Annotated in this window: 24 protein-coding genes and 1 tRNA gene; 7 read left to right on the forward strand and 18 right to left on the reverse strand. The window is 67.0% G+C overall.

Annotated elements, in window-relative coordinates; genetic code table 11:
• Nucleotides 1-9 precede the first annotated feature (9 nt).
• Nucleotides 10-1,590 carry an amino acid permease gene (locus N0B51_RS03800; protein ID WP_259960895.1) on the reverse strand — a complete coding sequence of 527 codons (1,581 nt, stop codon included), beginning with the start codon at nt 1,588-1,590 and terminating at the stop codon, nt 10-12.
• Between the two features lie 138 nt (nt 1,591-1,728).
• On the opposite strand from N0B51_RS03800, the gene panB reads away from it, so the two are divergent.
• A complete protein-coding gene (gene panB / locus N0B51_RS03805) occupies nt 1,729-2,601 on the forward strand; it encodes a 3-methyl-2-oxobutanoate hydroxymethyltransferase (RefSeq protein ID WP_259960896.1) in 873 nt (290 codons plus the stop codon).
• A gap of 17 nt (nt 2,602-2,618) precedes the next feature.
• A complete protein-coding gene (locus N0B51_RS03810) occupies nt 2,619-3,692 on the forward strand; it encodes a DUF475 domain-containing protein (RefSeq protein WP_259960897.1) in 1,074 nt (357 codons plus the stop codon).
• Here N0B51_RS03810 and N0B51_RS03815 read toward each other — a convergent pair.
• The 7 genes from N0B51_RS03815 to N0B51_RS03845 all read right to left on the reverse strand — a co-directional run bounded on the left by N0B51_RS03815 (nt 3,643) and on the right by N0B51_RS03845 (nt 12,981).
• On the reverse strand, nt 3,643-4,623 hold the full coding sequence (locus tag N0B51_RS03815; RefSeq protein WP_259960898.1) for a bile acid:sodium symporter family protein: 981 nt from the start codon (nt 4,621-4,623) through the stop codon (nt 3,643-3,645). The genes N0B51_RS03810 and N0B51_RS03815 overlap by 50 nt on opposite strands.
• Nucleotides 4,624-4,664: 41 nt before the next feature.
• Nucleotides 4,665-6,236 carry a tetratricopeptide repeat protein gene (locus N0B51_RS03820; protein ID WP_259960899.1) on the reverse strand — a complete coding sequence of 524 codons (1,572 nt, stop codon included), beginning with the start codon at nt 6,234-6,236 and terminating at the stop codon, nt 4,665-4,667.
• Complete coding sequence (gene prsR / locus N0B51_RS03825; RefSeq protein WP_259960900.1) at nt 6,220-7,587, reverse strand: PEP-CTERM-box response regulator transcription factor; 1,368 nt, start codon at nt 7,585-7,587, stop codon at nt 6,220-6,222. Before prsR ends, N0B51_RS03820 begins: the two co-directional genes overlap by 17 nt.
• The gene (gene prsK / locus N0B51_RS03830; protein WP_259960901.1) at nt 7,587-9,686 is read right to left on the reverse strand and encodes an XrtA/PEP-CTERM system histidine kinase PrsK; all 2,100 of its coding nucleotides are present in this window, start codon (nt 9,684-9,686) and stop codon (nt 7,587-7,589) included. The genes prsR and prsK overlap by 1 nt, the downstream gene beginning before the upstream one ends.
• 1 nt (nt 9,687) lies before the next feature.
• Entirely contained in the window at nt 9,688-11,073 is a 1,386-nt protein-coding gene (locus N0B51_RS03835) for a TIGR03013 family XrtA/PEP-CTERM system glycosyltransferase (RefSeq protein WP_259960902.1), read from the reverse strand.
• A 174-nt stretch (nt 11,074-11,247) separates the two neighbouring features.
• Nucleotides 11,248-11,538, reverse strand: coding sequence for a hypothetical protein (locus N0B51_RS03840; RefSeq protein ID WP_259960903.1), 291 nt, complete (start codon nt 11,536-11,538; stop codon nt 11,248-11,250).
• Nucleotides 11,539-11,604: 66 nt separating this feature from the next.
• A complete protein-coding gene (locus N0B51_RS03845; protein WP_259960904.1) occupies nt 11,605-12,981 on the reverse strand; it encodes a helix-turn-helix domain-containing protein in 1,377 nt (458 codons plus the stop codon).
• Between the two features lie 137 nt (nt 12,982-13,118).
• On the opposite strand from N0B51_RS03845, the gene N0B51_RS03850 reads away from it, so the two are divergent.
• The 3 genes from N0B51_RS03850 (at nt 13,119) to N0B51_RS03860 (ending at nt 15,548) form a co-directional block, all read left to right on the forward strand.
• Nucleotides 13,119-14,717, forward strand: coding sequence for an isocitrate lyase (locus N0B51_RS03850; protein ID WP_259960906.1), 1,599 nt, complete (start codon nt 13,119-13,121; stop codon nt 14,715-14,717).
• 11 nt (nt 14,718-14,728) lie between these two features.
• Nucleotides 14,729-14,905, forward strand: coding sequence for a hypothetical protein (locus N0B51_RS03855; protein ID WP_259961496.1), 177 nt, complete (start codon nt 14,729-14,731; stop codon nt 14,903-14,905).
• A 124-nt stretch (nt 14,906-15,029) separates the two neighbouring features.
• Nucleotides 15,030-15,548 (forward strand): hypothetical protein, encoded by a 519-nt coding sequence (locus tag N0B51_RS03860; protein ID WP_259960907.1) that lies wholly within the window; start codon nt 15,030-15,032, stop codon nt 15,546-15,548.
• Nucleotides 15,549-15,564: 16 nt separating this feature from the next.
• Here N0B51_RS03860 and N0B51_RS03865 read toward each other — a convergent pair whose 3' ends face one another.
• The 5 genes from N0B51_RS03865 to efp form a co-directional block, all read right to left on the reverse strand.
• Nucleotides 15,565-17,364 carry an SLC13 family permease gene (locus N0B51_RS03865; RefSeq protein ID WP_259960909.1) on the reverse strand — a complete coding sequence of 600 codons (1,800 nt, stop codon included), beginning with the start codon at nt 17,362-17,364 and terminating at the stop codon, nt 15,565-15,567.
• A gap of 122 nt (nt 17,365-17,486) precedes the next feature.
• Nucleotides 17,487-17,570 (reverse strand) — tRNA-Leu (locus N0B51_RS03870).
• 43 nt (nt 17,571-17,613) lie between these two features.
• Nucleotides 17,614-18,435 carry an inositol monophosphatase family protein gene (locus N0B51_RS03875; protein WP_259960910.1) on the reverse strand — a complete coding sequence of 274 codons (822 nt, stop codon included), beginning with the start codon at nt 18,433-18,435 and terminating at the stop codon, nt 17,614-17,616.
• Nucleotides 18,435-18,752: a cupin domain-containing protein gene (locus tag N0B51_RS03880; protein ID WP_259960911.1), complete on the reverse strand. Its 318-nt coding sequence runs from the start codon at nt 18,750-18,752 to the stop codon at nt 18,435-18,437. The genes N0B51_RS03875 and N0B51_RS03880 overlap by 1 nt, the downstream gene beginning before the upstream one ends.
• Entirely contained in the window at nt 18,753-19,316 is a 564-nt protein-coding gene (efp, locus tag N0B51_RS03885; protein WP_259960912.1) for an elongation factor P, read from the reverse strand.
• Between the two features lie 137 nt (nt 19,317-19,453).
• Between efp and N0B51_RS03890 the strand changes: the two genes are divergently transcribed.
• Nucleotides 19,454-19,822, forward strand: a complete 369-nt coding sequence (locus N0B51_RS03890; RefSeq protein ID WP_259960913.1) for a hypothetical protein — start codon at nt 19,454-19,456, stop codon at nt 19,820-19,822.
• On the opposite strand, the gene N0B51_RS03895 is transcribed toward N0B51_RS03890, so the two are convergent.
• From N0B51_RS03895 to thiE, 3 genes are all read right to left on the reverse strand, one after another.
• Entirely contained in the window at nt 19,819-20,496 is a 678-nt protein-coding gene (locus tag N0B51_RS03895) for a M23 family metallopeptidase (protein ID WP_259960914.1), read from the reverse strand. The genes N0B51_RS03890 and N0B51_RS03895 overlap by 4 nt on opposite strands.
• Nucleotide 20,497: 1 nt before the next feature.
• A complete protein-coding gene (locus N0B51_RS03900) occupies nt 20,498-21,730 on the reverse strand; it encodes a L,D-transpeptidase family protein (protein ID WP_259960916.1) in 1,233 nt (410 codons plus the stop codon).
• Nucleotides 21,731-21,822: 92 nt separating this feature from the next.
• Entirely contained in the window at nt 21,823-22,449 is a 627-nt protein-coding gene (thiE, locus tag N0B51_RS03905; RefSeq protein ID WP_259960917.1) for a thiamine phosphate synthase, read from the reverse strand.
• Nucleotides 22,450-22,536: 87 nt separating this feature from the next.
• Here thiE and N0B51_RS03910 point away from each other — a divergent pair, with 87 nt between their 5' ends.
• Nucleotides 22,537-22,941 (forward strand): hypothetical protein, encoded by a 405-nt coding sequence (locus N0B51_RS03910; protein ID WP_259960918.1) that lies wholly within the window; start codon nt 22,537-22,539, stop codon nt 22,939-22,941.
• Here N0B51_RS03910 and N0B51_RS03915 read toward each other — a convergent pair.
• Complete coding sequence (locus N0B51_RS03915) at nt 22,926-24,005, reverse strand: endonuclease/exonuclease/phosphatase family protein (RefSeq protein WP_259960919.1); 1,080 nt, start codon at nt 24,003-24,005, stop codon at nt 22,926-22,928. The two genes, N0B51_RS03910 and N0B51_RS03915, sit on opposite strands and share 16 nt — an antisense overlap.
• A gap of 1 nt (nt 24,006) precedes the next feature.
• Entirely contained in the window at nt 24,007-24,894 is an 888-nt protein-coding gene (locus tag N0B51_RS03920) for a fructose bisphosphate aldolase (RefSeq protein WP_259961461.1), read from the reverse strand.
• Nucleotides 24,895-24,945 lie beyond the last annotated feature (51 nt).

The raw sequence follows: 24,945 nt of genomic DNA on the forward strand, positions 1-24,945 counted from the left end.
GGTTGCCGATCAGGCCTTGGGCACGTCGATCGGGATCATGTCCTCGTCGCCTTCGATGTCGTCGACCACCTCGACGATGCCGCGACCCAGGTGGCTCTTGCTCCGGCTGTAGGCGAAATAGATCACGATGCCGAGCACGCCCCAACCGGGCAGGAATAGCATCGCATCGATCGGCAGGTTGAGGAACAGGAACACGCATCCCGCAATCGTCAGTGGCGCGATCAGCCACGCCGCCGGCACGCGGAATGCCCGCTGGCGCTGCGGGTCGCGGCGACGCAGCACGAGCAATGCCACCGCCACCATCATGAACGCGTAGAGCGTGCCGGCGTTCGAGATGTCGGCAAGCTTTCCGACCGGGAAGAACGCGGCGCCGATGGCCACGACCCCGCCCGTCATCATCGTAACGACGTGCGGGGTCCTGAACTTCGGGTGCACGCGGCTCAGCCCCTCGGGCAGAAGCCCGTCACGCGCCATGACGAAGAAGATGCGCGTCTGTCCGAAGATCAGAACGAGAATGACCGACGGCAGGGCAAGGAACGCCGCGATGCCGAGCATGTTGCCCACGCCCGACCAGCCGATCTGGCGCAGCACGTGCGCGAGCGCCTCGTTCGAGCAGACCAGCGGCAGCTGGTCGGCGGCATAGGTCGCGCACTGCCGCGCCAGCTCTTCCGAACCGGCGGGGAACGGCACACCGTTGGGGCCCATGATCGGCTGGCCGCCGATGGTGCCCACCGCACCCGCTGCGACGAGGATGTAGAACACGGTGCAGAACAGCAGCGACCCGACGAGGCCGATCGGCACGTTCCGCTGCGGATTCTTGGTTTCTTCGGCCGCGGTCGAGACCGCGTCGAAACCCACGTAGGCGAAGAAGATCGTGGCCGCGGCGCCTACCGCGCCGACCCCGGTGCCCCAGCCGCCGAAGATGCCGGCGGGCAGGAACGGGTTGAACCGGTCGGCATCGAATTCGGGACTGGAGAAAGTCAGCGCGATGAACGCGGTCAGCGCGGTGACCTTGATCAGCACGAGTACGGCATTGAACTTCGCGCTCTCGCTCGTCCCGATGACCAGCAGGCCGGTGACGAGCAGTGCGATCACCAGCGCCGGCAGGTTGATCAGGCCGCCCGGCGCGCCGCCAAGGGCCAGCGGCCCGGCCGCCAGCCACGGTGGCAGTTGCACGCCCAGCAACTCGTTGAGGAACGTGCCCGAGAAATATCCCGACCAGCCGACCGACACCGCGGCGGCCGCGATCGCGTATTCCATGATCAGCGCCCAGCCCACGGTCCAGGCCAGGAATTCGCCCATCGTGGCGTAACTGTAGGTGTAGGCTGACCCTGCAACAGGGATCATCGAGGCGATCTCGGCATAGCAGAGCGCCGCGATGATGCAGACGAAGCCGGCGATCGCGAAGGCGAGCATGAGCCCCGGCCCGGCCTTCTGCGCACCGGCGGCGGTCAGCACGAAAATGCCCGTGCCGATCACGCAGCCGATGCCGAACAGCATGAGCTGGAACCAGCCGAGCGTGCGCTTGAGTGATTTCTTTTCCGCTGTCGCCAGGATGGCGTCGAGCGGCTTGACGCGGTCGAGTAGCATGGACCCGTAATCCCTCTTGTCAGGCGGCCGTGGCGGCCCGCCTCCCTCATGGCGCGCGAAGCTAGCGCCCCGCTCCCTCAAGGCAAGCCCAATGTCCGGGCTTTCCCCGCATCGGTGGCGCCGCTAGGACCGTCCGCGATGTCCACCACCTTCCAGCTCGACACCGCGACCAGCCGCGCGCACCCCACCCCGCAGCCCATGCGTCGGCTGACCGTGCCCGCCATCAAGGGCAGGAAGGCCGACGGCGTGACCGCCGAACCGCTGGTCATGCTGACCGCCTACACCGCGCGGCAGGCGCAGCTGCTCGACCAGCACTCCGACATTCTCCTCGTCGGCGATTCGCTCGGGCAGGTGATCTACGGGCTGCCGTCGACGCTGCAGGTGACGCTCGACATGATGATCGCGCACGGCGCGGCGGTCGTGCGGGGAAGCTATCACAGCCTCGTGATCGTCGACATGCCGTTCGGCGCCTACGAGGCGAGCCCGCAAAAGGCCTTCGAGAGTGCCAGCCGGATCATGGCCGAAACCGGCTGCGCCGCGGTCAAGCTGGAAGGTGGCGCGGCGATGGCCGAGACGATCGCATTCCTTTCGGCACGCGGCATTCCGGTCATGGCCCACGTCGGCCTGACCCCGCAGGCGGTCAACGCGCTGGGCGGCTACGGCGCGCGGGGTCGCAGCGAGGAGGAACACGCGAAGATCATGTCGGACGGAAAGGCCGTCCAGGACGCGGGCGCGTTCGCCGTCGTCGCCGAGGGCGTCGTCGAGCCGATCGCGATCGAGCTGACGAAGGCGCTCGATATTCCTGTCATCGGCATCGGTGCGAGCGCCGAGTGCGACGGGCAGGTGCTGGTGACCGAAGACATGCTGGGAATGTTCGAACGCGTGCCGCGGTTCGTGAAACGCTACGAGGACATGGCGAGCGTGATTTCCAAGGCGGCCGAAACCTATGCCGCCGAAGTCCGGGCGCGGTCGTTCCCGACCGCCGACCAGACCTACCAGCCCAAGACATAACCCCAGGGCCTTCTGCGATGGACACGCTCAAGCGTTACTACGGCTTATCGCTCGTCTTCACCCTCGTCTGCCTCGGGCTCGGCGCGTGGTACGGCATATCGAGCACGGGCAGCATGACCGGCACGGCCGAGATGCTCTGGATCATCTTCGTGCTGTCGATCCTGGAGATCTCGCTCAGCTTCGACAACGCGGTGGTCAACGCCTCGGTGCTGAAGGACATGGACCGCGTCTGGCAAAAGCGGTTCCTGACGTGGGGCATCGCCTTTGCCGTGTTCGGGATGCGCGTAGTGTTTCCTCTCGCGATCGTCGCGATTGCCGCGGGGATCGGGCCGGTCGACACCGTGCAACTGTCGCTCGGGAACCCGGACGAATACGAGCGGCTCGTCTCGAGCGCGCACGTCGGCATCGCGGGCTTCGGCGGCGCGTTCCTGGCGATGGTCGGCCTCAAGTTCTTTTTCGACGGCGAGAAGGACGTGCACTGGATGGGCGTGGTCGAGCGGTTCCTCGGCCGTTTCGGGGCTCTGCCCGCCGCCGAGATCGGCCTCCTCCTGCTGGCGATCTGGGGCGTTTCGCTGCTGCTGCCGGACGAGGAGGCGCTGACTTTCGTCGTTGCCGGCATCCTCGGCATCGTAACCTTCATCGCGGTCGAAGGAGTGTCGACGATACTCGAGCTGCACGAGGAAAAGCAGCGAATCGCCGGCTCGGTCGTTCGCAGCGGGCTGGGCGGATTTCTCTACCTCAACGTCCTCGACGCGAGCTTCAGCTTCGACGGCGTGATCGGCGCATTCGCGTTGTCGAACAACATGATCGTGATCGCGCTTGGCCTCTCCATCGGGGCCATGTTCGTCCGCTCGATGACCATTCACCTGGTCGAGAAAGGCACGCTGGCGCAATACCGATACCTCGAGCATGGCGCGTTCTGGGCGATCATCGCGCTCGGCGCGATCATGCTGCTTTCGGCGAAGTGGCACATTCCCGAAACCGCCACCGGACTGATTGGGGCCGTCCTTATCGGGCTGTCGCTATGGTGGTCGGTCCGCTTCAACCGGCGCAATCCGGGGCACGGCCCGGACGCGCCGCGAGGCGATTAGCGATCGGGGCGCTCACCACCAGCTGGAGCAGGTGGTAGGCGAGCAACGGCAGCAGCACCATTCCGGCGACCTGCGGCGGGAACAGCACGGCGGCAAGCGGCGCGCCCATCGCCACGCTCTTGTGCGCACCCGCGAACAGGAACGCGACCCGCTCGGGACGGCCGAGCCCGATCGCGCCGCCGAGGCCCCACGATCCCGCGAACGCGAAGACCAGCATCGCGCTGACCGCACCAAGCAACAGCGCCCATTCCCCAACACCCACCCGGGTCCACAAGCCCTGCTCGACCGCTCCCGAGAACGCGACGTAGACGGCAATCGCGATCGACAGCCGGTCCATCCACGTTACCAGCCCGCGGTGACCGTCCACCCACGACCTGAGGCGGCCCTGCAAGACCTGGCCGATCGCGAACGGCAGGATCAGGATCCCGAACACCTTGCCGAGGCCGGCAAGGCCCAGTTCCACCGCCCCGCCGCCGCCGAGCGCAGCAAACAGCGGCGCGCACGCGAAAACGCCGACGATGTTGGTCAGTGCCGCCGCGACCACCGAACGGGACACGTTGCCGCCGGCGAGCGAGGAATATGCCGTGGCCGACTGAACCGTGGACGGAAGCACGCCGAGGTAGAGAAACCCGAGCGCGACCAGCGGCGGAAGAGCGCCGGAAAGCGCCACCGCGAGTCCCTTGCCGAAGAGCGCCATCGCGCCGAAGCACCACAGGGCAACCGGCAGCAGGAACCGCGAATGCCCCAGCCCTTCCATCACTTCGTGGCGCGGCAGCCGCAGGCCATTGAGCAGGAAGAGCACGAAGATCGCCGCGTTGGACACCCATTGCGCCATCAGCCGCGCCTCGCCGGTTGCCGGAAGAACGCTCGCAAGCAGGATCGCCAGCAGCAGCAGGCGCACCATGAGGTCGATCTTCGCGAAGAGGCGCATGCCCGCGCCCTTGGCGCTCCGCGCGCGCATTGTCGAGGCGGTCAGCTTACTCCCAGGCGGCTGAGCAGGGGATCATTGCGCCCGCGCAACCGCGCCTGGTCGATCAGGGTCGACGCTCGCTGCGTTTCGCCTCGATCGAGCAGTCGGCGACCGAGGAGGGCGGCCGCGTCGGCGTTGGCTGGCTCTCCCGCAAGATGCGCCGCGATTGCCTTGGTCGCGGCATCGGGCTGTCCCGCCCGTTCGAGCGCGGCCGCCATGCGCTTGACGAGGGGCCAGTTGCGGCGGATCGCGGCGGCGCGTTGATACATTGCGGCCGCAGCCACCGGATCGCCTGCCGCGAATGCCGCGTCGCCGGCCAGCGCGGCGGCATCCGCCGACCCCGGGTGCGCGGCAAGAAAGGTCCTGCTGGCCGAGCGTGCCTCGGCCTTGCGGTCCGCCGCAATGAGCGCGCGGACGAGGGCGACGACGCTCGGGCCGTTGCCGCTTCCGCGTTGCCGGGCGACGTCCAATCCGCTGCGGGCGCCGATGGGAACGATGCGCAACGCTCCCCCCGCAAGCGCGCCGTCGATGTATGGTGCTGCCTTCTCGCGTTCTCCCATCGCCTCGTATGCACGTCCGACCAGCATCGACATGTATGGCGTATCCGGCTCGGCGCCGAAGCGCGCGATCAGTTCGCGGTGGTTGCCCCCGAGGGCCAGCGCGCGCGCCAGGAGCAGCCGGACACGGCGATTGTCGGGCTGGCGGCGCAAGAGCGCGTCGAGACCCTGCGCCGCGGTGGCAAAGTTGCCGTTCTCCATGTCCACGACCGCAAGGAGCATCGCCGCCCCCGGCACCTCCTGCGCGCTGCCCCCGCTGCGCTGGAGAAGGCTGCGCGCAAGGTCGTACCGCCCTGCCCGGGCCGCGAGCACCGCTTGCAGATAAAGCGCGCGCGGATCGCTCGGCGCGGCGCTCGCCAGAAGCCGGGTCGCCGCGAGCATTTCTCTCGCGCGGCCAAGCTCGCCGAGCGTGGCCGCGTGCTCGGCCAGCAGGTCCGGGTCGCCGGGCGACGCGGCAAGCCCGCGCTCGATCACGGGCAGCGCCAGCCCGTTGCCGCCCGAATCGCGTAGCAATTGCGCCCGGAACAGCAGCGCCGCCGGGTCATCCGGGGAAGCGGCCAGCGCGCGTTCTGACGCCGCGATCGCCTCCGCCTGCTCTCCGCCGCGCCAGCGCAACCGGCCGATATCGACCCACAGCCCGGGCTCGTCGGGGCTTGTGGCGAGGGCCTTGTCGAACGCCTGGCCCGCTCCCGGCAGGTCGCCCTGCCGCATGCGCAGCCGGCCGAGCATATGGAAGCCATGTGCCGCACTCCGGGGCGCGAAGGCGCCCTGGGCGAGCCACCGCTCCGCTTCGAGAAGGTCGCCTTGCTGAAGTTCGGCCTCACCCATCCAGGGGGCCAACTCGTCGGCCGGAGTGCCGTTTTCGATCGCGCGGCGCAGGGCCGCTTCGGCGCCGATCCCGTCGCCCGCGGCAAGCAGGCCGCGCCAGTCGTCAGGCGACGGCCCGTCCGGCGTGGGTTCTCCGCAGCCCGCCAGCGCGCACGCCAGCGCGAGTGCGAGGCTACGTCGAGAGATCATACTGCTTGATGAGATCGTAGAGAGTCGGCCGGCTGATCCCGAGCAGCTTGGCAGTGCTCGATATGTTGCCTTCGCTCCGCGCAAGCGCATGGCGGATCATGGTCCGGTCGGACCGCTCGCGCGCGCTCTTGAGGTTGAGCACTTCGGCCGCCTCGTCGCCCGCCTCGGGAGCGAGATCGAGATCTTCTGCGCCCACCAACTTGCTGTCGGTCATGATCACCGCGCGTTTCACGCGGTTCTCGAGTTCGCGCACGTTGCCGGGCCACCCCCATCCGTCGATCGCTGCCAGCGCGTCTGGCGCGAATCCCTTGACCGATGGGTTCATCTCGGCGGCGAACCGCTGCAGGAAAGCCTTGGCGAGCAGCACCGCGTCCCCGGGGCGCTCGGCGAGAGTGGGAATCCGCACGACGATCTCGGCAAGGCGATAGAACAGGTCCTCGCGGAACGTGCCCGAGGCGATCATCGCTTCAAGGTCCTGGTGCGTGGCACAGACGATCCGGGTATCGACCGGGATCGCGGTTCTCCCGCCGATGCGCTCGATCGTGCGCTCCTGGAGGAACCGCAGCAGCTTGACCTGCAGGGCAAGCGGGATGTCGCCGACTTCATCGAGGAACAGGGTGCCGCCGTGTGCCTGTTCGATCTTGCCTTCGGTGCTCTTGACGGCGCCCGTAAAGGCGCCCTTTTCGTGCCCGAAAAGTTCCGCCTCGAGCAAGGTTTCGGGAATGGCGGCGCAGTTGAGCGCGACGAACGCGCCGCTGCGCCGGTCACTCGCGTCGTGCAGGCCGCGGGCGAGCAGTTCCTTGCCCGTGCCGCTCGCCCCCAGGAGCATGACCGACACCTTGGTGTTGGCCACCCGCTCGATCGTGCGCGCGACCTTCGCCATTTCGGGGGCAGCGGTGATCAGCGAGCCGAGTACGGTCTTGTCCTCGCCGACCTTCGCCGCGAGGCGACGGTTCTCGGCCTCGATCTCGTACAGCGCAAAGGCACGGCGCACGATGAGGCCGAGCGCGTCGATATCGACCGGCTTCTGGTAGAAATCGTACGCTCCCCGCTCGATCGCGGTAAGCGCGCTCTCCCGCGCGCCGTGGCCCGACGCGACGATCACCTTCGTATCCGGCTTCAGCGCCATTATGGCGTCGAGCACCGCGAACCCTTCGCTTGTGCCGTCGGGATCGGGAGGAAGGCCCAGGTCGAGCGTGACGACCGCCGGCTCGTCGCTGCGCAATGCGGCGAGCGCGCTTTCGCGGTCGCCGGCGATGACCACGTCGAAATCCTCGTAGGCCCATTTGAGCTGCGCCTGCAGGCCCTCGTCATCCTCGACCACGAGCAGTTTCTGTCTGTGCTGGGCCATCAGGCGGCCTCCTCTTGAGCGGTCTGCCGCCCGCCGATGAAACCGGCGGCGGCTGAAAGCGGCAGAACTGCCGCAAAGCGGGTGCCCAGCCCTTCGCGGGATTCGACGTCGAGCCGGCCGCCCATCGCCCTGATGAGCTCACGCGCCTCGAAGGCCCCGATCCCGAAGCCGCCGTCCTTGGAAGAAACGAAGGGCCTGAACAGCTTTTCGCGGACGAATTGCGGGCTCATGCCCGTGCCGGAATCGACCACTTCGAGGCGCCCCTGCAAGCCGTCGCAAGATACTTCGAGATAGACCGGCATGTCCGGCGGGCTGGCGTCGATCCCGTTCTGGACGAGATGCACCAGAGCCTGTTCGAGGGCTTCGGAATCGGCGAGCACGAGGCAGCGGTCGGCGCGCGTGACCTCGACAGGATGAGTCCCCGCATATCGCTCCGCGATACGCTCGGCGACGAGCGCGAGGTCGACCGGAGCCCGGGCCGCACCCCCCGTCGCGCCGTAGCGGCCGAGGCGGGCGATGAGCGCGTTGAGCTTGCCTACGCTCTTGGTCAGGGTCACCAGCATATCGGCGCGGAATTCGGGGTTGTCGGCGTGACGCTCGGCATTGCGGGCAAGCAGCGACAGTTGGCTGGCGAGGTTCTTGATGTCGTGCATCACGAACGCCATCCGGCGATTGAACTCGTCGAACCGCGAAGCCTCGATCAGCGCCTCGTGACCGGCCTGCTCGGCGATGTAGCTGGCAAGCTGCCGCCCGACGACCTTGAGAAGATCGAAATCCTCCCAGTCGAGTCGCCGCGCGATCGGCGGACGAGCCAGGATCGCCACCCCGACGAGCCGGCCGAAATGGACGAGCGGGACCACTGCCCAGGCCAGCGCGTCGCGCACCAGCCAGTCTGGCATGAGCCCCTCCTGCCCGTCCCGGGCTTCGTCCAGCTCGACCACGGTTCCGGTTCGCTCGAGCCAGGCAAGCAGACCCGTCTCGAACGGAACCGCGGGCACCCTGAAGTCGCTCCATTGCCAGCACCCCGCGAGCGCGAGGCCGCCCTCGTCGGCAGGCAGAAGCAGGACCGCGCCCCGGCTGTCGGTGATGTCGGCGAGAGCCTGGGCGGCGCGGATCGGCAGCGCCGGGGCGTCCGGACCGGCACGGCCGATCGTACCGGTGAAACGCAGCCACTCGGCGCGATAATCGTAGCGATGCTGAAACAGGTGCTTGAAAGCCTTGACCCGCAACCAGCCCCGGACTCGCTTGGACGGCAGCCACAGGATCGCGAAGGTCGCGGCGGCGAACAGGAAGCCGACCTGCGCCAAGCGCGTCACTCCGTCGCCCAGAAGGCTAAGCGATTGCGCGATGAGGGTGATGGCGACCAGGTATCCGCCGATGACGAGGAGCGACAGCGACTGGAACGCCACTGTCCGGCTGGGGAGGATCCTGAGCTCGGCCGCGCGGGCGTTTGCCCCGATGGCGAACAGCACGGCGACCATTCCGGCAACGAGGCCCCGCAGCGCGACCAGCTCGGGCGGAAAGTTGTCGCCGATCCACGTCAGCGCATAGAGGTTTAGCTGCCATGCCCACATTCCGGCCAGCGCGGCCGCCGGCCAGCGGAGGACCTGCCGCGATACGCTCGAAGCGCCGGCGTAAAGGTTGTGCAGCAACACCAGCGCGCCCACGGCGACGAGGGCGCGCAGCAGTACCGAGATCGAGAGCGCGACCGCGTGGACCGGTGCCGAGTGGCCGAAGCGCAGGTCGAGCACGAGAATGGCAGGCTGGAGGCATTCCACGAGAGCAAGCACGAAGACGAGCGGCCGGATCGGCGCGAGGCTGTGGTCGCGGCCATCGTTGCCGAACAACCGGTACAGGACCAGCAGCCACGCGAGGTTGCGCGCCGAATCGATCAGGCCGGCCCAGCTCGTGCCGGGCCCCCAGGCCGCGTTGGTCACGCACCAGGCGGCGCTGAGCGCGATCGCGGCGATCACCGCGCTGCGTTCGCGCCGGGGTTGGCCGCTGCGCTTCGCAAGTACCAGGACCACGACCGCACAGGCCACTGCGCCGCCCAGGTTCAGGAAGAACCCGACAAGTTGCCAGATCGAGGCGTGCCCCATCTCAGCGGGCTCCTTCGGGCCAGAGCACCACGCGGACCGTCTGGAGCAGGATCAGGAGGTCAAGGAACGGGGTATAGTTCTTGGCGTAGTAGAGATCGTATTCGAGCTTGGCGCGCGCGTCCTCGACGCTGGCGCCATACGGATAGTTGATCTGGGCCCATCCCGTGATCCCCGGCTTCACCATGTGACGTTCGGCATAATAGGGCAGCTTGTCCTCGAGATCGGTGACGAAGGCCGGAACTTCGGGTCGGGGACCGACGAAGCTCATCCGCCCGGCAAGCACGGTCCAGACCTGGGGAAGTTCGTCGATCCGGACCTTGCGGATGAACCGTCCGAGCCGGGTGATGCGCGGATCGTCCTTCTCCGCCCACTTCGCGCCGCCCGCTTCCGCGTCGAGCCGCATCGAGCGCAGCTTGAGCACGGTGAACGGCTGTCCGTATAGCCCGATGCGGGTTTGCCGGAAGAAGGCCGGCCCCTTGCTGTCGATCCTGACCAGCAGGGCGAACACCGCGATCAGCGGAAACGTCAGCGCCAGCAGCAGCCCGCTCGCGACGATGTCGAACACCCGCTTCGCCGCGCTCGACAGCATCCTGCCGCTCGAAAAGCCATCGGAAAAGATGAGCCAGCTCGGGTTGAGCGTGTCGAGATCGACCCGGCCGGTTTCGCGCTCGAGAAAGCTCGAGAAGTCGTTGACGTGAACCCCGTGGGTCTTGATCCGCAGGAGATCCTTCAACGGAAGCGAGTTGCGCCGCTCCTCGAGGGCGAGGACGACCTCGCTCGCGCCGATGTTCTCGACGAAGCGTCCCAGGTCATGGATGGCACTGCGCGGGATCGCTTCGTCGAGCTGCGGCGTGCCTTCGTTCATGCCGATGAAACTGACCACGGCGAACCCGCTCTCCGGTCGTTCGGCGAGCGCCTTGATGCGGCGGGCACGCTCTCCCGCGCCGAGCACCAGGACCCGCCTCCGGAACGCCGCGGTACCGATCACGCTGCCCACCAGCATCCGGTTGGCCATCAGCAGTCCGATCGCGAAGATCATCGCGTAGAGCAGCGTCGAACGCCAGAAGGTGTGCCCCGGCAGCATGAACTCGATGACCGAAAGCGCGATGATCCCGAGGCTTACCGCGACGAGCAGACGCGCCCCCGCGTAGCGCATCGAGCGCAGGGCATCGGCACCGTACGTGCCCACAGCGATCATCGCCAGCCAGACGGTGCCCGCGAACCCCGCGAGCATCGGCAAGCGGTCGCCAATGACGCCTGCTTCAGTCCCGATCTGGGAAGCGCGCAGGAGCCATGCGGACTCCCCCGCGACGAGCAGCAGGACGAGGTCGAACAGCCCGAGCAGCATCACCGCGTGCGGGATGTAATGCTTGAAAAGACGGATCATCGTCTCGGTCCGGGGCGCTCCAGTTACGGTAAACGAACCCCTAGGGCCGAGATGTGAAATGTCGGTAAACTTTACACCTGATCCCGATCGCCTGCGACCGTCACGCAGGATGAGCACCGGTTTCGCTGCGGAACGACCTTATCAGGCGTCCCGCAGCGACACTGGAGCAGGGGTCTAGTTGGTGTTGAGGTTGTCCGCGGCGTCCTGCGCGGCATCGCCGACCTGCTGGGCCGCCTCCCCGACATTGTTCGCGGCGTTCTCGATCGCGTTGTCCTTCGCGACCTCGGATCCGCTCATGTTGGAAAAGATGAAGACACCGGCGATGACAGCGATGATCAGGACGATGGCGATAAGCCAGCCCGATCCGCCGCCGCTGCGGGTCTCGCCATCGGTGATGACGGTGTGCGTGGTGTGGGTGTCGCCCGTGACAGGATCACGGGTTTCGGTAATGCGCTCTTCGGTCATCGGGAATCTCCCTGGTGGAATGCGGCGCAAACGCGGCCCGGGCCGCGGGGGTTCCGCGATGAATGGTTAACCGGCGAAGCGGAACGGGGTCATTCCCTGCTCGACGGGCGAAAACTGCAGTGCGGTGCCCCGCGGAGGGAGCGAACGCTGCAGGCAACCCGCGACATGGCAATCGGCGCAGCCCCGTCCGATCAGGACCGCATCTTCCGCTCGCAGCGAGACGCCCCGCGCCGGGGCGAGATCGCCCGCGAGCCGCGCCTCGATGCCCAGTGCGACGACGAATTGCGACGCTTGCAGGTTACCGCGTCCTTCGACGGTGCGCGCCAGGGTGAACCAGTGCGCAGGGGCTGCCCCGCTTCCATCGACCAGAACGGTCTGCACGCAGATTTCTCCCGCGCGCTCGAACGCACGATGCGCGCGCCACAAGGGGCAACTCGCATCGCTTTCCAGCCAGGCCGCCCCGCTCGCACCCGAATATCGTTTCGAGAACTGCCCCGCGCGATCGATCCGTGCCATGAAGAACGGGAGGCCGCGCTGGCCGACGCGCTGGAGCGTGGTGAGACGATGGGCGAGGCTTTCGAACCCCACCCCGAACCGGCGCATCAGGACCGGCAGGTCGTAACCGGTCGAATCGCACGCGCGCAGGAAGCGGCCATAAGGCATGACGAGCGCCGCGGCGGCGTAGGAGGTGACGTGACGCTCGAAGAGCCGCCGCGGGGTTTCGTCTGCGAATTGCGCGCCAGCGGCGATCGCGCGGATCTGGTCGCGAAATTCGAGCAGGGCGATCTGCGTGGCGAGCTGGAACGTCCGCGACGCGGGGTCCAGCATCTCGTTGATCTGAAGCTGGCGTGCGTGAAGGTCGAGGCGCCGGACCGTGTCGGGCAATACATCGCGCGGGAGGATGCGGATCGCAAGCTGGTGCCGCTCGCGCAGCCGCTCGGCGAGCGCGGTATATGTATCCGCCCGGGACAGGCGCAGTTCATCCGCGAGGCCCTCTGCCGCAGTATCGAGGTCGGCGAAATGGTTGCGCCAGCGCTCGATCTCGCGGCGAGCCGCCTGGGTCGGGTCGTCGCGCCGTTCGGCGGGACCTGTGTTGTCGTAGAGCCTGGCGAACGCGGCCGCGGCCTGCGGGGCGGCGGCGAGGAACTCCTGGAGCTCCTCGCGGTCGATCCCGAGGTCGGCAAAGCGTTCGTCGGCCATGCGGCGGGCCAGCCCGTCGAGGCCCCCGATCGATTCGTCCTCGCGGAGCGCGCGCGGGTCGAAGTCGAACGCGTCGACGATCTTGATGATGACGTTTGCCGACAGCGGGCGCTGGTTTCGCTCGATCAGGTTGAGGTAGGAAGCCGAGATGCCGAGCCGCGCGGCCATGGCGCTCTGCGTCAGACCTTCGCGCTTGCGTAGGCGGCGGAGAGCCGGGCCGGCGAATATAGCGGCTTCGGTCATTTGTAATTTCCTTTACAACTTTACCGAATATCATGCCCTCATCCCCGCACTAAGACAAGATTTCCTGTAAATATTTCGTGTGAACGGGGGGCTCGTGCGTCATACCGATGTCACTTCCTCCTCACGGGACACACGTTATGACTTACCAGACGAGCATCACCGACTTCCGCCGGACGATCGATCAGGCCGGCCAGGGCTGGAATGCGATCGACGCCGAAAGCGCCGCCCGCATGAAGCTGCAGAACCGCTTTCCCACCGGCCTCGACATCGCGCGCTACACCGCAAGGATCATGCGCGAGGACATGGCGGCCTACGATGCCGACCCGTCGGCCTACACCCAGTCGCTCGGCTGTTGGCACGGCTTCATCGGCCAGCAGAAAATGATCGCGATCAAGAAGCACTTCGGCACCACCAAGGGCCGTTACCTCTACCTGTCCGGGTGGATGATCGCCGCGCTGCGCAGCGAGTTCGGCCCCCTGCCCGACCAATCGATGCACGAGAAGACCAGCGTTCCGGCGCTGATCGAGGAACTCTACACCTTCCTTCGCCAGGCCGATGCCCGCGAGCTGGGCGGCCTGTTCCGCGAGCTCGACAAGGCGCGCGAGAAGGGTGACGAGGTCGAGGCGAAGCGCGTCCAGGCGGCCATCGACGGCTTCCAGACTCACGTCGTGCCGATCATCGCCGACATCGACGCCGGCTTCGGCAATCCGGAGGCGACTTACCTCCTTGCCAAGAAGATGATCGAGGCGGGCGCCTGCGCGATCCAGATCGAGAACCAGGTGTCCGACGAGAAGCAGTGCGGTCACCAGGATGGCAAGGTCACCGTCCCGCACGAGGACTTCCTGCAAAAGATCCGCGCAATCCGCTACGCCTTCCTCGAGCTGGGCGTGGAAGACGGCGTCATCGTCGCCCGCACCGACAGCCTTGGCGCGGGCCTGACCAAGCAGATCGCCTACAGCAAGGAACCGGGCGATCTCGGCGACCAGTACAACGCCTTCCTCGACTGCGACGAGGTCGACGCCTCGCAGCTGGGCAACGGAGACGTCCTGATCAGCCGCGACGGCAAGCTCCTGCGGCCCAAGCGGCTGCCCAGCAACCTCTATCAGTTCCGTCCCGGCACTGGCGAGGACCGCTGCGTGCTCGACTGCATCACGTCACTGCAGAACGGCGCCGACCTGCTGTGGATCGAGACCGAAAAGCCGCACATCGGCCAGATCGGCGGAATGGTCACCCGCATCCGCGAGGTGATCCCGAACGCCAAGCTGGTCTACAACAACTCGCCCAGCTTCAACTGGACGCTCAATTTCCGCCAGCAGGTCTACGACGCCTGGGAGGCGGCAGGTAAGGACGTGAGCGGCTATGAGCGCGATCGGCTCATGAGCGTCGATTACGACGGCAGCGAGCTGGCGGCCGAGGCCGACGAGCGCATCCGCACCTTCCAGAAGGACGCGGCGCGCGAGGCGGGGATCTTCCACCACCTCATTACCCTGCCGACCTACCACACCGCGGCGCTCAGCACCGACAATCTCGCCCGCGAATACTTCGGGGAACAGGGGATGCTCGGCTACGTAAAGAACGTGCAGCGCGAGGAAATCCGCCAGGGCATCGCCTGCGTGAAGCACCAGAACATGGCCGGCAGCGACATCGGCGACGACCACAAGGAATACTTCGCCGGCGAAGCCGCCCTCAAGGCGGGCGGCGAGCACAACACGATGAACCAGTTCGCCGCAGCCTGAGGATAGAGAGGATGACCACCATGACCGAGGAACGACCGCCAGAACCCGGCCGCGCCCGCGCGCTGCTGTCGACCGCCGACTTCAGGCTGCTGCGCACCGCTCTGACAGCCTACGCCCGCACGGTCGACGACCGCGACGAGCTGGCCCGGATCAACGCGCTGCACCACCGGCTCGGGACCTACACCTGAGCTGACCATCTCCTGGGGAGGAGCGACGGCCGTCGGGGGACCCCCTTCCCCCGGCGGCCGTCAACGCGTTGGCAACCATCGATGGTTGCCGGGCATTTAACCCTCGCTCGCTACTATCGACGGCATGGCGCGCGCGATCAGGACAAGGCAGACCAAGGCGAACATCTATCGCCACTTCGCCGCGGTCACGATCGCGTTGACGGCGGTGACTGCCATGTTCGCCAATAGCGAGGACCGCGAGGCGCTCGCTCGCGAGATCGCGGAAGATTCCCGCCCCGCGGTCGATCAAGCCCCGCCTGAATTCGTCCGCAGGACGGCCGCCCCCCGTGGCAGCTTCGGCAGCGAGGAATTCGACGGCAGCTTCGGCCAGCCCATGGACGGCGCCGGCGCCGCTGCCGGTGACGGCGTGATCCCCGGAGTGAACTATGCTGCCCCGCAGGCGGGGATGCCCGTCGGCTTTACCGTCTATGGGGTCACGACCGCCCAGTGGGACGCCATGAACGAGGAGCAGCGCAGGCGCCTCATGGCCGATCGCGAGGCGGCGAACAGGGCTGCCCAGTCCGGCGAGCGGGCGCGCCAGGTCAATGCCCTGCTGGAGGCGTCGCGGGCCCGGTCCGGCGCCCCGTCAGAAAGCCTCGACTGATCCGCAAGAACCCGCCTCACATATTGTACGTGATGACGAGAAGCACCGAGAGCGTGGCCGTCATCAGGAGCACCAACGGTACGCCGGTCCGGATGTAGTCTTTGAATTCGTAGCTGCCCTCGCCCATGATCAGCATGTTCGTCTGGTAGGCGATCGGGGTCGCGTAGCAGAGGTTGCAGCCGAACAGCACGGCCAGGATCAGCGGCTCTGCCGGAAGGCCAAGTTGCTGGGCGATGTTGAACGCGATCGGCGTGCCCACCGTGGCGGCGGTCGCATTGCTGGCGAAATTGGTCAGCAGCGTGACGAACAGCATGATCGCCGCGAGGACCGCGGCCGGGCTCAGGAACTGCAACCCGAGCGCGAGCGCCTGCCCGAGCCACAGCGCCGCCCCGGTATCGCCGATCAGCCGCCCGATCGCGATCGATGCCGCCACCAGCACGATGACCTTCGCCGACAGTGCCCGGCCCACCCGGTCGAACTTCACGCAACCGGTCACGAACATCATGATGGCGCCGGCAAGCGCGGATATCGCGATCGGCAGGAGGCCGACCGACGCCAGGCCGACCGAGCCGACCATGATCGCCGCGGCGAGCACCGCCTTCGAGCGGCGGGGCAGCTCGCGCTTGCCCTCGAGCACCAGCAGGCTGTCGCCCCGGGCGAACGATTCGAGGTTTTCCGAAAGGCCCATCACCAGCAGCACATCGCCTTCCGCGATTCGCAGGTCGCCGCCTTCGCTGTAGTGGTCGCGCTCTCCCAGGAGCGTCTTCGGACGGTGGATGCCCAGCACCGCCACGCCGAACAGGTCGGCGATGCCCGAGCTGGGCAGGGTGCGCTCGATCAGTCGCGAATCGGCTGTCACGGTCATCTCGACCACCGCGATGTCCTCTCCGGTTTCCGACGACTTGCGGCGGATGCGGTCGATCACCCACGACGGCGCGACTTCCCCTTTCAGCGTGCGCATCGCGTCCTCGAGCGCGCTGTGAGTGCCCGAAATCGTCAGCCGCTGCTGAACCTGGAGCGGGCCGGCGGGATTGTCGTGAAACTCGATGTCGGACGGCAGCCGCGGCAGGACCGTGCCGAGTTCCTGGCCGGTCAGTGCGCTGTCCTCACCCAGTCGCAACCGCGCCACGAAGCGCCGCTCGGCGTGGACTTCCTCGCCGCGGTTGTCCCGCAGCAGCCGCGGCATGACCAGCCAGAGATACGGCAAGGCAACCAGCGCGGCAGTGAGGACGATCGGCGTGAAGTGAAAGACGCTCATGTGCGGCATGCCCAGATCGCGCGCGATCGAGACAACCAGGACGTTGGTGGAGGTTCCGATGGTCGTCGCCATCCCGCCGATGAGCACGGCCGCGTTGAGCGGTATCAGGGTCTTGGATGCAGCCATCCCCCCGCGTGCCGACAGGCTGACGAAGATCGGGATCAGGAGGACGAGCACCGGCGTGTCGTTGACCGCCATCGACAGCACGAACGCCATCGCCAGCGAAACAAGGAGCCCGATCGTCTGGTTGAACTTGAAAACCCGCTCGAGCACGCGGGCGAACGGTTCGAGCGCGCCGGTGACGACCAGGCCCCGCCCCATGATCATCAGCGCGCAGATCGTGATCAGCGCGTAGTGCCCGAAGCCCGAGAACGCGAGCGCGAGCCCGTCGGTCGGCTGCGTGTGCGGCAGTGGGAAGAAATAGAGCCCGACCGCGATCACCGCGATCGTCAGCAACGAGACGATCTCGGTGCTCATGCGGCCGCGTGCAAAGGCAACGAACATCGCGATCGTCACGACCATCGCGCCGATCGCGTGATAGCTGGGTGCGTCGAGCATCTGGGCGCGTGAATCCCAGACGCCGCCCGGGATTACAAGCGATTATCGGCAGCCCGCTGCAAGAAGCGCAAGGACGGTGCGACAGGCTCTCCGGGAACCCGCGGACCGACCACCCAAAGCACTGGTGCCCCTGGCCCGACTCGAACGGGCACGTCCGAAGACAAACGATTTTGAGTCGTTCGCGTCTACCATTCCGCCACAGGGGCAACCCGAAGCGCGCCGTGCCTTAGCGGCGGCAGACGCCGATCGCTAGACCCTGATCGCGCCCGCGATCGCCTTGTGCAGCTTTGAATGCAGACCGTCGTTGGCGGCAAGCACCTGGCGATCGCAGACCGGCTGCGAGCGACCGCGGTAGTCGGTCACGAAGCCCCCGGCCTCGCGCACGAGCAGGCACCCGGCTGCGGTATCCCACGGTGCCAGATCGCTTTCCCAGAACCCGTCGAAGCGACCCGCCGCAACCCACGCAAGGTCGAGCGAAGCAGCGCCGAAGCGCCGGATACCCGCGACCTGCGGGCCGATCGCCGAAAGGACCTTGCCCCATTCGGCAAAGTCGCCGTGACCGCCATAGGGAATGCCGGTGGCGATCAGCGCATCGGACATCCGGCCCCGGCTCGACACCCGCAGGCGGCCGTCGTGCAGCCACGCGCCGCGGCTCTTTTCGGCCCAGAACGTCTCGTCGGTGATCGGCTGGTAGATGACCGCGGCAGTTACCTCGCCCCAGCCCTTGCCGCCCGCTGCCGGCTCCTGGACTGCGATCGAGATCGCGAAATGCGGAATTCCGTGCAGGAAATTGCTGGTCCCGTCGAGCGGATCGACGATGAAGCGGGGCTGGCCTTCGTCCCCGGCGATCTCGCCGCCTTCCTCCATGAGGAAGCCCCAACCGGGCCGCGCCACCTTGAGTTCGTCCCAGATCGTGCGTTCGGCGATGCGATCGGCCTTCGAGACGAAGTCCGAGGGACCCTTGCGGCTCACCTGCAGGTGCTCGACCTCGCCGAAGTCACGCCGGAGCTTGCCGCCCGCCTTGCGCGCGGCCTTTTCCATAACCCGGATGAGGCCGGAAATCGCAGCCATCAGATCCCTCCTGCGACGATCAGGATGCGCGCTTCGCCGCGTGGGTGCGCGACGTGCTCCTCGCCCTTGCGAATGAGCGCCATGTCGCCCCGCTCGAGGATGACGCGCCGCTCGGCACCGTCGATCCCGTCGCGCAAGTCCATGTCGACCGTCCCGTCAAGCACACAGAACAGTTCGTCCTGCTTGTTCTCGTGCCAGTGATAGGGCTTGTCGGCGTAAAGCAGCACCGCGTGGGACGAGCCGACCTGGCCCAGGTCGCGGCCTTCCCAAGCCTCGTCGTGCCGGAAGGTGGCGACACCGGTGACGACTTGCGCCATTCAGCCCGCCTTGCCGACGTAGGCCTGTTCGTAGACGTCGACCACGATCCGCGTTCCGCTTTCGATATGCGGCGGGACCATGATGCGCACGCCGTTGTCGAGCATGGCCGGCTTGTAGCTGGACGAGGCGGTCTGCCCCTTCACCACCGCGTCGGCCTCGACGATCGTCGCCTCGACCTGCTGGGGGAGCTCGACCGAGATCGGCCGCTCATCCCACAGCTCCAGCATGACTTCCATGCCGTCCTGCAGGAACGGGCGCGCGTCGCCGAGCAGGTCCGACGGCAGGTTGATCTGCTCGTAGGTGTCCTTGTCCATGAACACGAGCATGTCCCCGTCCTCGTAGAGGAACTGGTAGTCCTTGGTGTCGAGGCGTACCTTTTCGACCGTGTCGGCGCTGCGGAAGCGGACGTTGGTCTTGCGGCCGTCGATGAGGTTCTTCATTTCGACCTGCATGTAGGCGCCGCCCTTGCCCGGCTGGGTGTGCTGGATCTTGGCGACCTTCCAGATGCCGCCCTCGTATTCGAGGATGTTGCCGGGACGGATGTCCACGCCGGAAATCTTCATGGGTGGGTGCTTTCGTTTCGGATGGTCCACGCGCTGCCGCAAAAGCGGGCGCATTGCGCGGCGCGCCTTAGCGGCTCGCCCGCCCCGCGGCAAGCTGGACGGTGGCGGGCCCTCGAAGGCTTTGCTAGAGGCAGCACATGGTCGCCCGCCACGTTCTTCCGATCCTTCTCGCGCTGCCCCTCGCCGCAGGGGCGGCGCATGCGGAAGGCCGCCTCGGCACGCTCGAGCCGGGGCGATACCTGTGCGAACTTCCGGGCGATGCCGCCGGCCTTGCCTCGATTCCGATTCAGGAGGCGTGGTTCGATATCGTCAATGCGTCGAGCTATGCGGGCGCGGAAGGCCGGGGAACCTATCTCCTGACCGGCAAGACCGTCGTCTTCACCCGCGGACCGATGCAGGGGATGAAGTTCGTTCGTTCGGGCGCCCGCACGCTGAAGGCGGTGGGCCTGGCCGGCGATCTCGCCAGGATGCGCTGCGTGCGCAGCGGCCGCGGCGCGGCGGACTAGGACGCGGGTTTCGCCAGCAGCGGATAAGGATTGATCGCGGTCGCCGGTTCCCACCACTTGGCTTCCGGGGTGGTGCGCATGATCGCGAAGTGAAGGTGCGGCGCCTCGGCACTGGCGTTGCCTGTCGAACCCACGCTGCCCAGTCGCTGGCCCCGGCGAATCTTCTGTCCTTCCTTGAGGCCTTGCGCGTAGTCCTTGAGATGGGCGTAGTAATAGATCGTGCGACCATCGGATGAACGTACGTAGATCGTCTTTCCGCCGGCGTCGGAGAGGAACAGCCGCTCGATGCTGCCCGGTGCCGTTGCGACGACGGTGGTGCCTTCGGGCGCCATGATGTCGAGCGCCGAGTGCAGCCGCTCGCCGCCACCCCGTTCGTCGGTGAACGTGTCGGTCAGCTCTCCGGGTCGCACGCCCAGCACCGGGATCATCAGCGAGGAGAGATTGCCGGCGGGCGGCGCCGTGTGGTCGGCGGTATCGAGCGAAGGCACCGCGGGAGCTCCCTCGCTCGCCGTGGGCGCGGGACTTGGCGCGGCGGCGGCCGGGCGCGTCTTCTCGACCTGGCTCACGCCGCGCGCCCGTTCCATCAGCGTCCCGCCGAACACGATCCAGGCCGCGCTCGTAAGGGTAGCGGTGACGACGATCGTCAATACGCGGTCGAGAACCCTGAGCGCCATGTCAGGCCCCGAACTCAACTCTGGTGCCCGGCTTGACCATCTGGGCCAGGCGCGCCGCGTCCCAGTTGGTCAGGCGTACGCATCCGTGGCTTTGCACGCGGCCGATCGTCTGCGGCTCTGGCGTGCCGTGGATGCCGTAGTGTTCCTTGCTGAGATCGATCCACACGACTCCGACCGGCCCGTTGGGACCGGGGGGAAGCGTCTGCTTCTCCTCGCTGTCGGGCACGTCCCAGAACAGCTCCGGATCATAGGAAAAGGGCGTGTTGCGCGCGACGCCGGTCACCTTCCAGTCGCCGAGCGGGAGCGGATCGTGCTTTGATCCCGTGGTCACGGTGAACACCACGACCAGCTTGCCCGATCCGCTGTAGCCCTTGAGCGTGCCCTCGCTCTTGCTGACGACAATCCGGTCGACCTGCGGCTGTTCGGTCCCAACGCCGAGGCTCTGAAGCGTCTGCTGCCAGTCCGGGTCGTCGACCGCCCCGGGCGCGATCCGGTCGGCACCGATGTTGGGCACGCGGACCAGTTGCCCGGCCTCGAAGGTCGATGGCAAAGCAGCAGGCGGGACCCTGTCCGAACCGTCGGGCGAAGGCGTCGCGGAGGGCGAAGCGGACTCGGCCGGGGACGCTGCGCCTTCCGGAAGGACGTTCGCCGCCGGGTCCATCCCCGCGGGCTTTCCGCCGGGGTTGAGCGCCTTCAGCGTGTCGACCGTGGTGTGAAAACGCTCGGCCAGCTTTTCGTCGAGGCTCTGGTAGCCGAGCCGGTCGAGCCTGGCCTGCTCGGCCGGCTTCTCGGGGGTGCGCGCATATTCAAGGGTTCCCCACTCCTTCGGAATGCGCACCACCCGGGTCGCCGGGATCGTGTCCCACTTCGCAAGCTTCGCTTTCGTGGAATCGTCCAGCTCCCCGGTCACGTCGAGGCCGTTCGCTTCCTGGAAACCCTCGATCGCGTTGGTGGTGGACATGCCCATCTTGCCGTCGATCACCCCGGGTCCGAAGCCTTGCCGATCAAGGACGACCTGCGCCTGCATGATCGGGCGATCCTGCGGATCGGGAATCTTGGGCACATCCGATATCGTGTCGCCCCCGTCCCGCGACGCCATCGTATCGGCAAGGTTTTCCGTAGTGGCGTTGACCGATCGATCCGCTGCAGCCGAATCGTCGTTGCCGCGATCTGTCCCGTTGAGGCCGCAAGCCGCGACTGCGAAAAGAACGGCGGCGGCGATGACGTTGCGCAATGGTTGTCCCCTTTGGCGGGACGCGACCCGTCCCTCGCCTAGGCAACGGGCGAAACGGGAAAAATATCCGCCGCGGCCTGCGCTGCGCCTCTTTACGCGTCGACGGTCTGCGCGATCGCCTTGTGAAACGCGTCGATGCTGGCGGCCGGATCTCCCCCCCAGACAGCGGCGGAAACGGCCAGGAAGTCCGCCCCCGCGCTGACCAGCGGGACGCAGTTGAGCGGCGTGATGCCGCCGATGGCAACACAGGGTATCTCGAACAGTTCCTGCCACCACGAAAGCAGATCGGGCGTAGGCCGGTGCTCGCTCTGCTTGGTGATGCTGGGAAAGAACGCGCCAAAGGCCACATAGTCCGCGCCCGCCTCGCCCGCCTCCATCGCCAGGTGGCGGCTGGCATGGCAGGTGACCCCGATCTGCGCCTCGCGACCGAGGATCTCGCGCGCCTCGCGCACGTCGCCATCGCCCTGGCCAAGGTGGACGCCGTCTGCACCCAGTCGCTTTGCCAGCGCCACGCTGTCGTTGACGATGAACGCGCAGTCGTGCGCCGCGCAGATTTCCTGCAGCGGTCCCGCCAGGCGCGTCGCCTCGTGCTGGTCGATGCCCTTCACCCGGAACTGGAACGCCGCCACTTCGCCCGCGCCAAGTGCCGCCTCGAGGCGTTCGGGAAAAGAACCGCCGACGTCGAGCGGCGAGATCAGGTAGAGCTGGCTGGTGGTCATCGCCCGGCTAGGTAGTGCCCTGCGCGCCATTCGTCGATACGTCACAATTCAGCTACCCGAAAGCAGGCGGATCGTTATGCATGGGCCATGATCAACCCCACCCTGCGCCTTGCGCCTGTCCTCCTCGCGGTATCCTTGACCGGAGCCTGCGCGGTCGTTCCCAACGCCCCGATCGTCGAGGGCACTCCGCAACCCGCCGGTTACGCCGTGCCATTCGATGTGCCCGTGCGCGTCGGGGATCTCGTCCTCACGCCCAAGAAGCTGGTCGAGGACAGCCGTTGCCCGATGAACGCGCGATGCGTCTGGGCCGGGCGGGTCATGGTGACGACGCGAATTGACGGAGCCGGCTGGCGCGAAACGAAGGACCTCACGCTGGGAGAACCGTATGGCACGCACGACCAGGTCGTTGCCCTCGCCAGCGTCAAACCCGAGCGGACCACCCAGGACGCAATCGAGCCGCGCGCCTACCGCTTCGTCTACGAGGCGCGCTGACGCCCGACCGCGAACCGGACGACGAATCCACGGTGATCGGACAGCATGGTCCCGTCGCTGCGCAGTCCGAACGGCACCGACAACCCATCGAGCGTAATCGGCCAGTCGGGGCTGCCGCGATAGTATAGCCGGTCGACGCCGTGAGACAGGATAGCGGCCGCTTCCCTGCGATCGCCGGGCGCGATCGCGTCATCGGCGGCAATGGCGGCGGGAATCGCGCTGCGAGCACCGGCAAGCGGCGGGTCACCGAGCAACCGGCGCCGCAGGGCGTTTTCGGTGTCGAAGTCACCCGCGAAAACCGCCGGCGCGCCTGGAGGCACATTTTCGGCCACGAAGGCGCGCATGGCCGCGACCTGAAGCGCATACGCCTGGTCGCTTCGCCCGGAGGGCACCCCGACAAGCCGCATCGAGTTGAGATGGGCATCGATGAAAGCGACCGACTGCGGACTCCCGGGAACGGCGATCCATGCGATCAGGACACCCTTGCTCGCGAGGCAATCGTAACCCGCGCACATCCATGCGGGAAAGGCCATCCGGCGCACCGACACGATGGGAAAGTCCGACATGATCCGCAGCCCGCTGCCGAGCCAATGGCCGATCCCTTCACCCTTGGTCAGGCGGGCACCGCGGGCCAGCGTACGCGCTTCTGCCGTCGACGGAGCCGATCGATCGGCTGTCGTGGGTCCACTGGCGGTGTAACGGTACCCGGCAATCGCCGCTATCGGCGGCGAGGGATCGCTGAATGCCTCCTGCAACACGACGACCTGCGGCGCCTTGCCCGCCCGGCGCATCGTGGCAAGCTCTTCGGCAATCCGGGAGAGGTATCTCTTGCGCCCCCACCGCGCCGGAGGCGGCAAGCCTTCCACGTTGTAGGACAGGACGGACATCTGCTCGACAGGCGCGGACGATCCCGGTTCGCCCTCCCAGAGCCGATCGTGCGGACCGGGATACGAACCGTCCGGCAAGCCGAGAAACGCGACAACCGCGAGCGGGGCGGCAGCGATCAGGATCAAGCGGCCGCGGCCCCCGCGGCCGGTCGACAGCGCGCCCACCCGGCGCACCATGTCAGGTGATCGATGCAGCCTGGATCTGGTCGATCGCGGCACCGAGCGTTGCGTCGAACTCCTCGTCCGACTGGTGATGCCGCAGGTCCTGCAGGAGACCGCGGCTGAAGCTGGCAATCATGCCCTTGTTCTTCTCGAGCAACGCGCACGCCTCGTCGGTCGAATAACCGCCCGACAGCGCCACGACGCGCAACACCCCCGGGTGATCGATCAATGGCTTGTAGAGGTTCGCTTCCACCGGGATCGACAGCTTGAGCATGACCTGCTGACCATCGGGCAGCGCGTCGAGTCCCTCGCGGATCGCGTCCAGCAGAACCCTTTCGCCATGCGCACGGTCGGGTGCCTTGATGTCGTATTCGGGCTCGAGGATCGGGATGAGACCCGCGGCGAGGATGCGGGCACCTTCGGCGAACTGCTGGTGGACGATTTCCCTGATCCCGGCCGTGTCGTTGCGCTTGATCACCGATCGCATCTTGGTGCCGAACACACCCTTGGCCTTCGCGCGGGCGAGCAGCGCCTCCAGGTCGGGCATCGGCTTCATGAGCTGGACGCCGTGGGTTTCATCCTCGAGTCCCTTGTCGACCTTCAGGAACGGCACGATCCCCCGTTCGGCAAGGCGTTCGGGCACTGGCTTGCCGCCGCTCGCCCCATCCATCGTCTTTTCGAACAGGATCGCCCCGATCACCTTGCCGTTGCCGAAGCACGGCGCCTCGATGATGCGGCTGCGCATCTCGTGGATGAGGGCGAACATCTCGTCCTCGGTGCTCCACGCGCCATCATCGACACCGTAACCCTGGAGGGCCTTGGGTGTCGATCCGCCAGACTGGTCGAGCGCGGCGATGAATCCTTCGCCGGTGGCGATGCGGTTGGTCATTTCCTGGTGGTTCATCGTCGTCCCCCGATAGTCGTGCATAGGTATGCGAGCGGCTCCTAGTCCCGC

It is taken from the genome of Tsuneonella litorea, assembly GCF_025154015.1.
Classification (GTDB): Bacteria; Pseudomonadota; Alphaproteobacteria; order Sphingomonadales; family Sphingomonadaceae; genus Tsuneonella; species Tsuneonella litorea.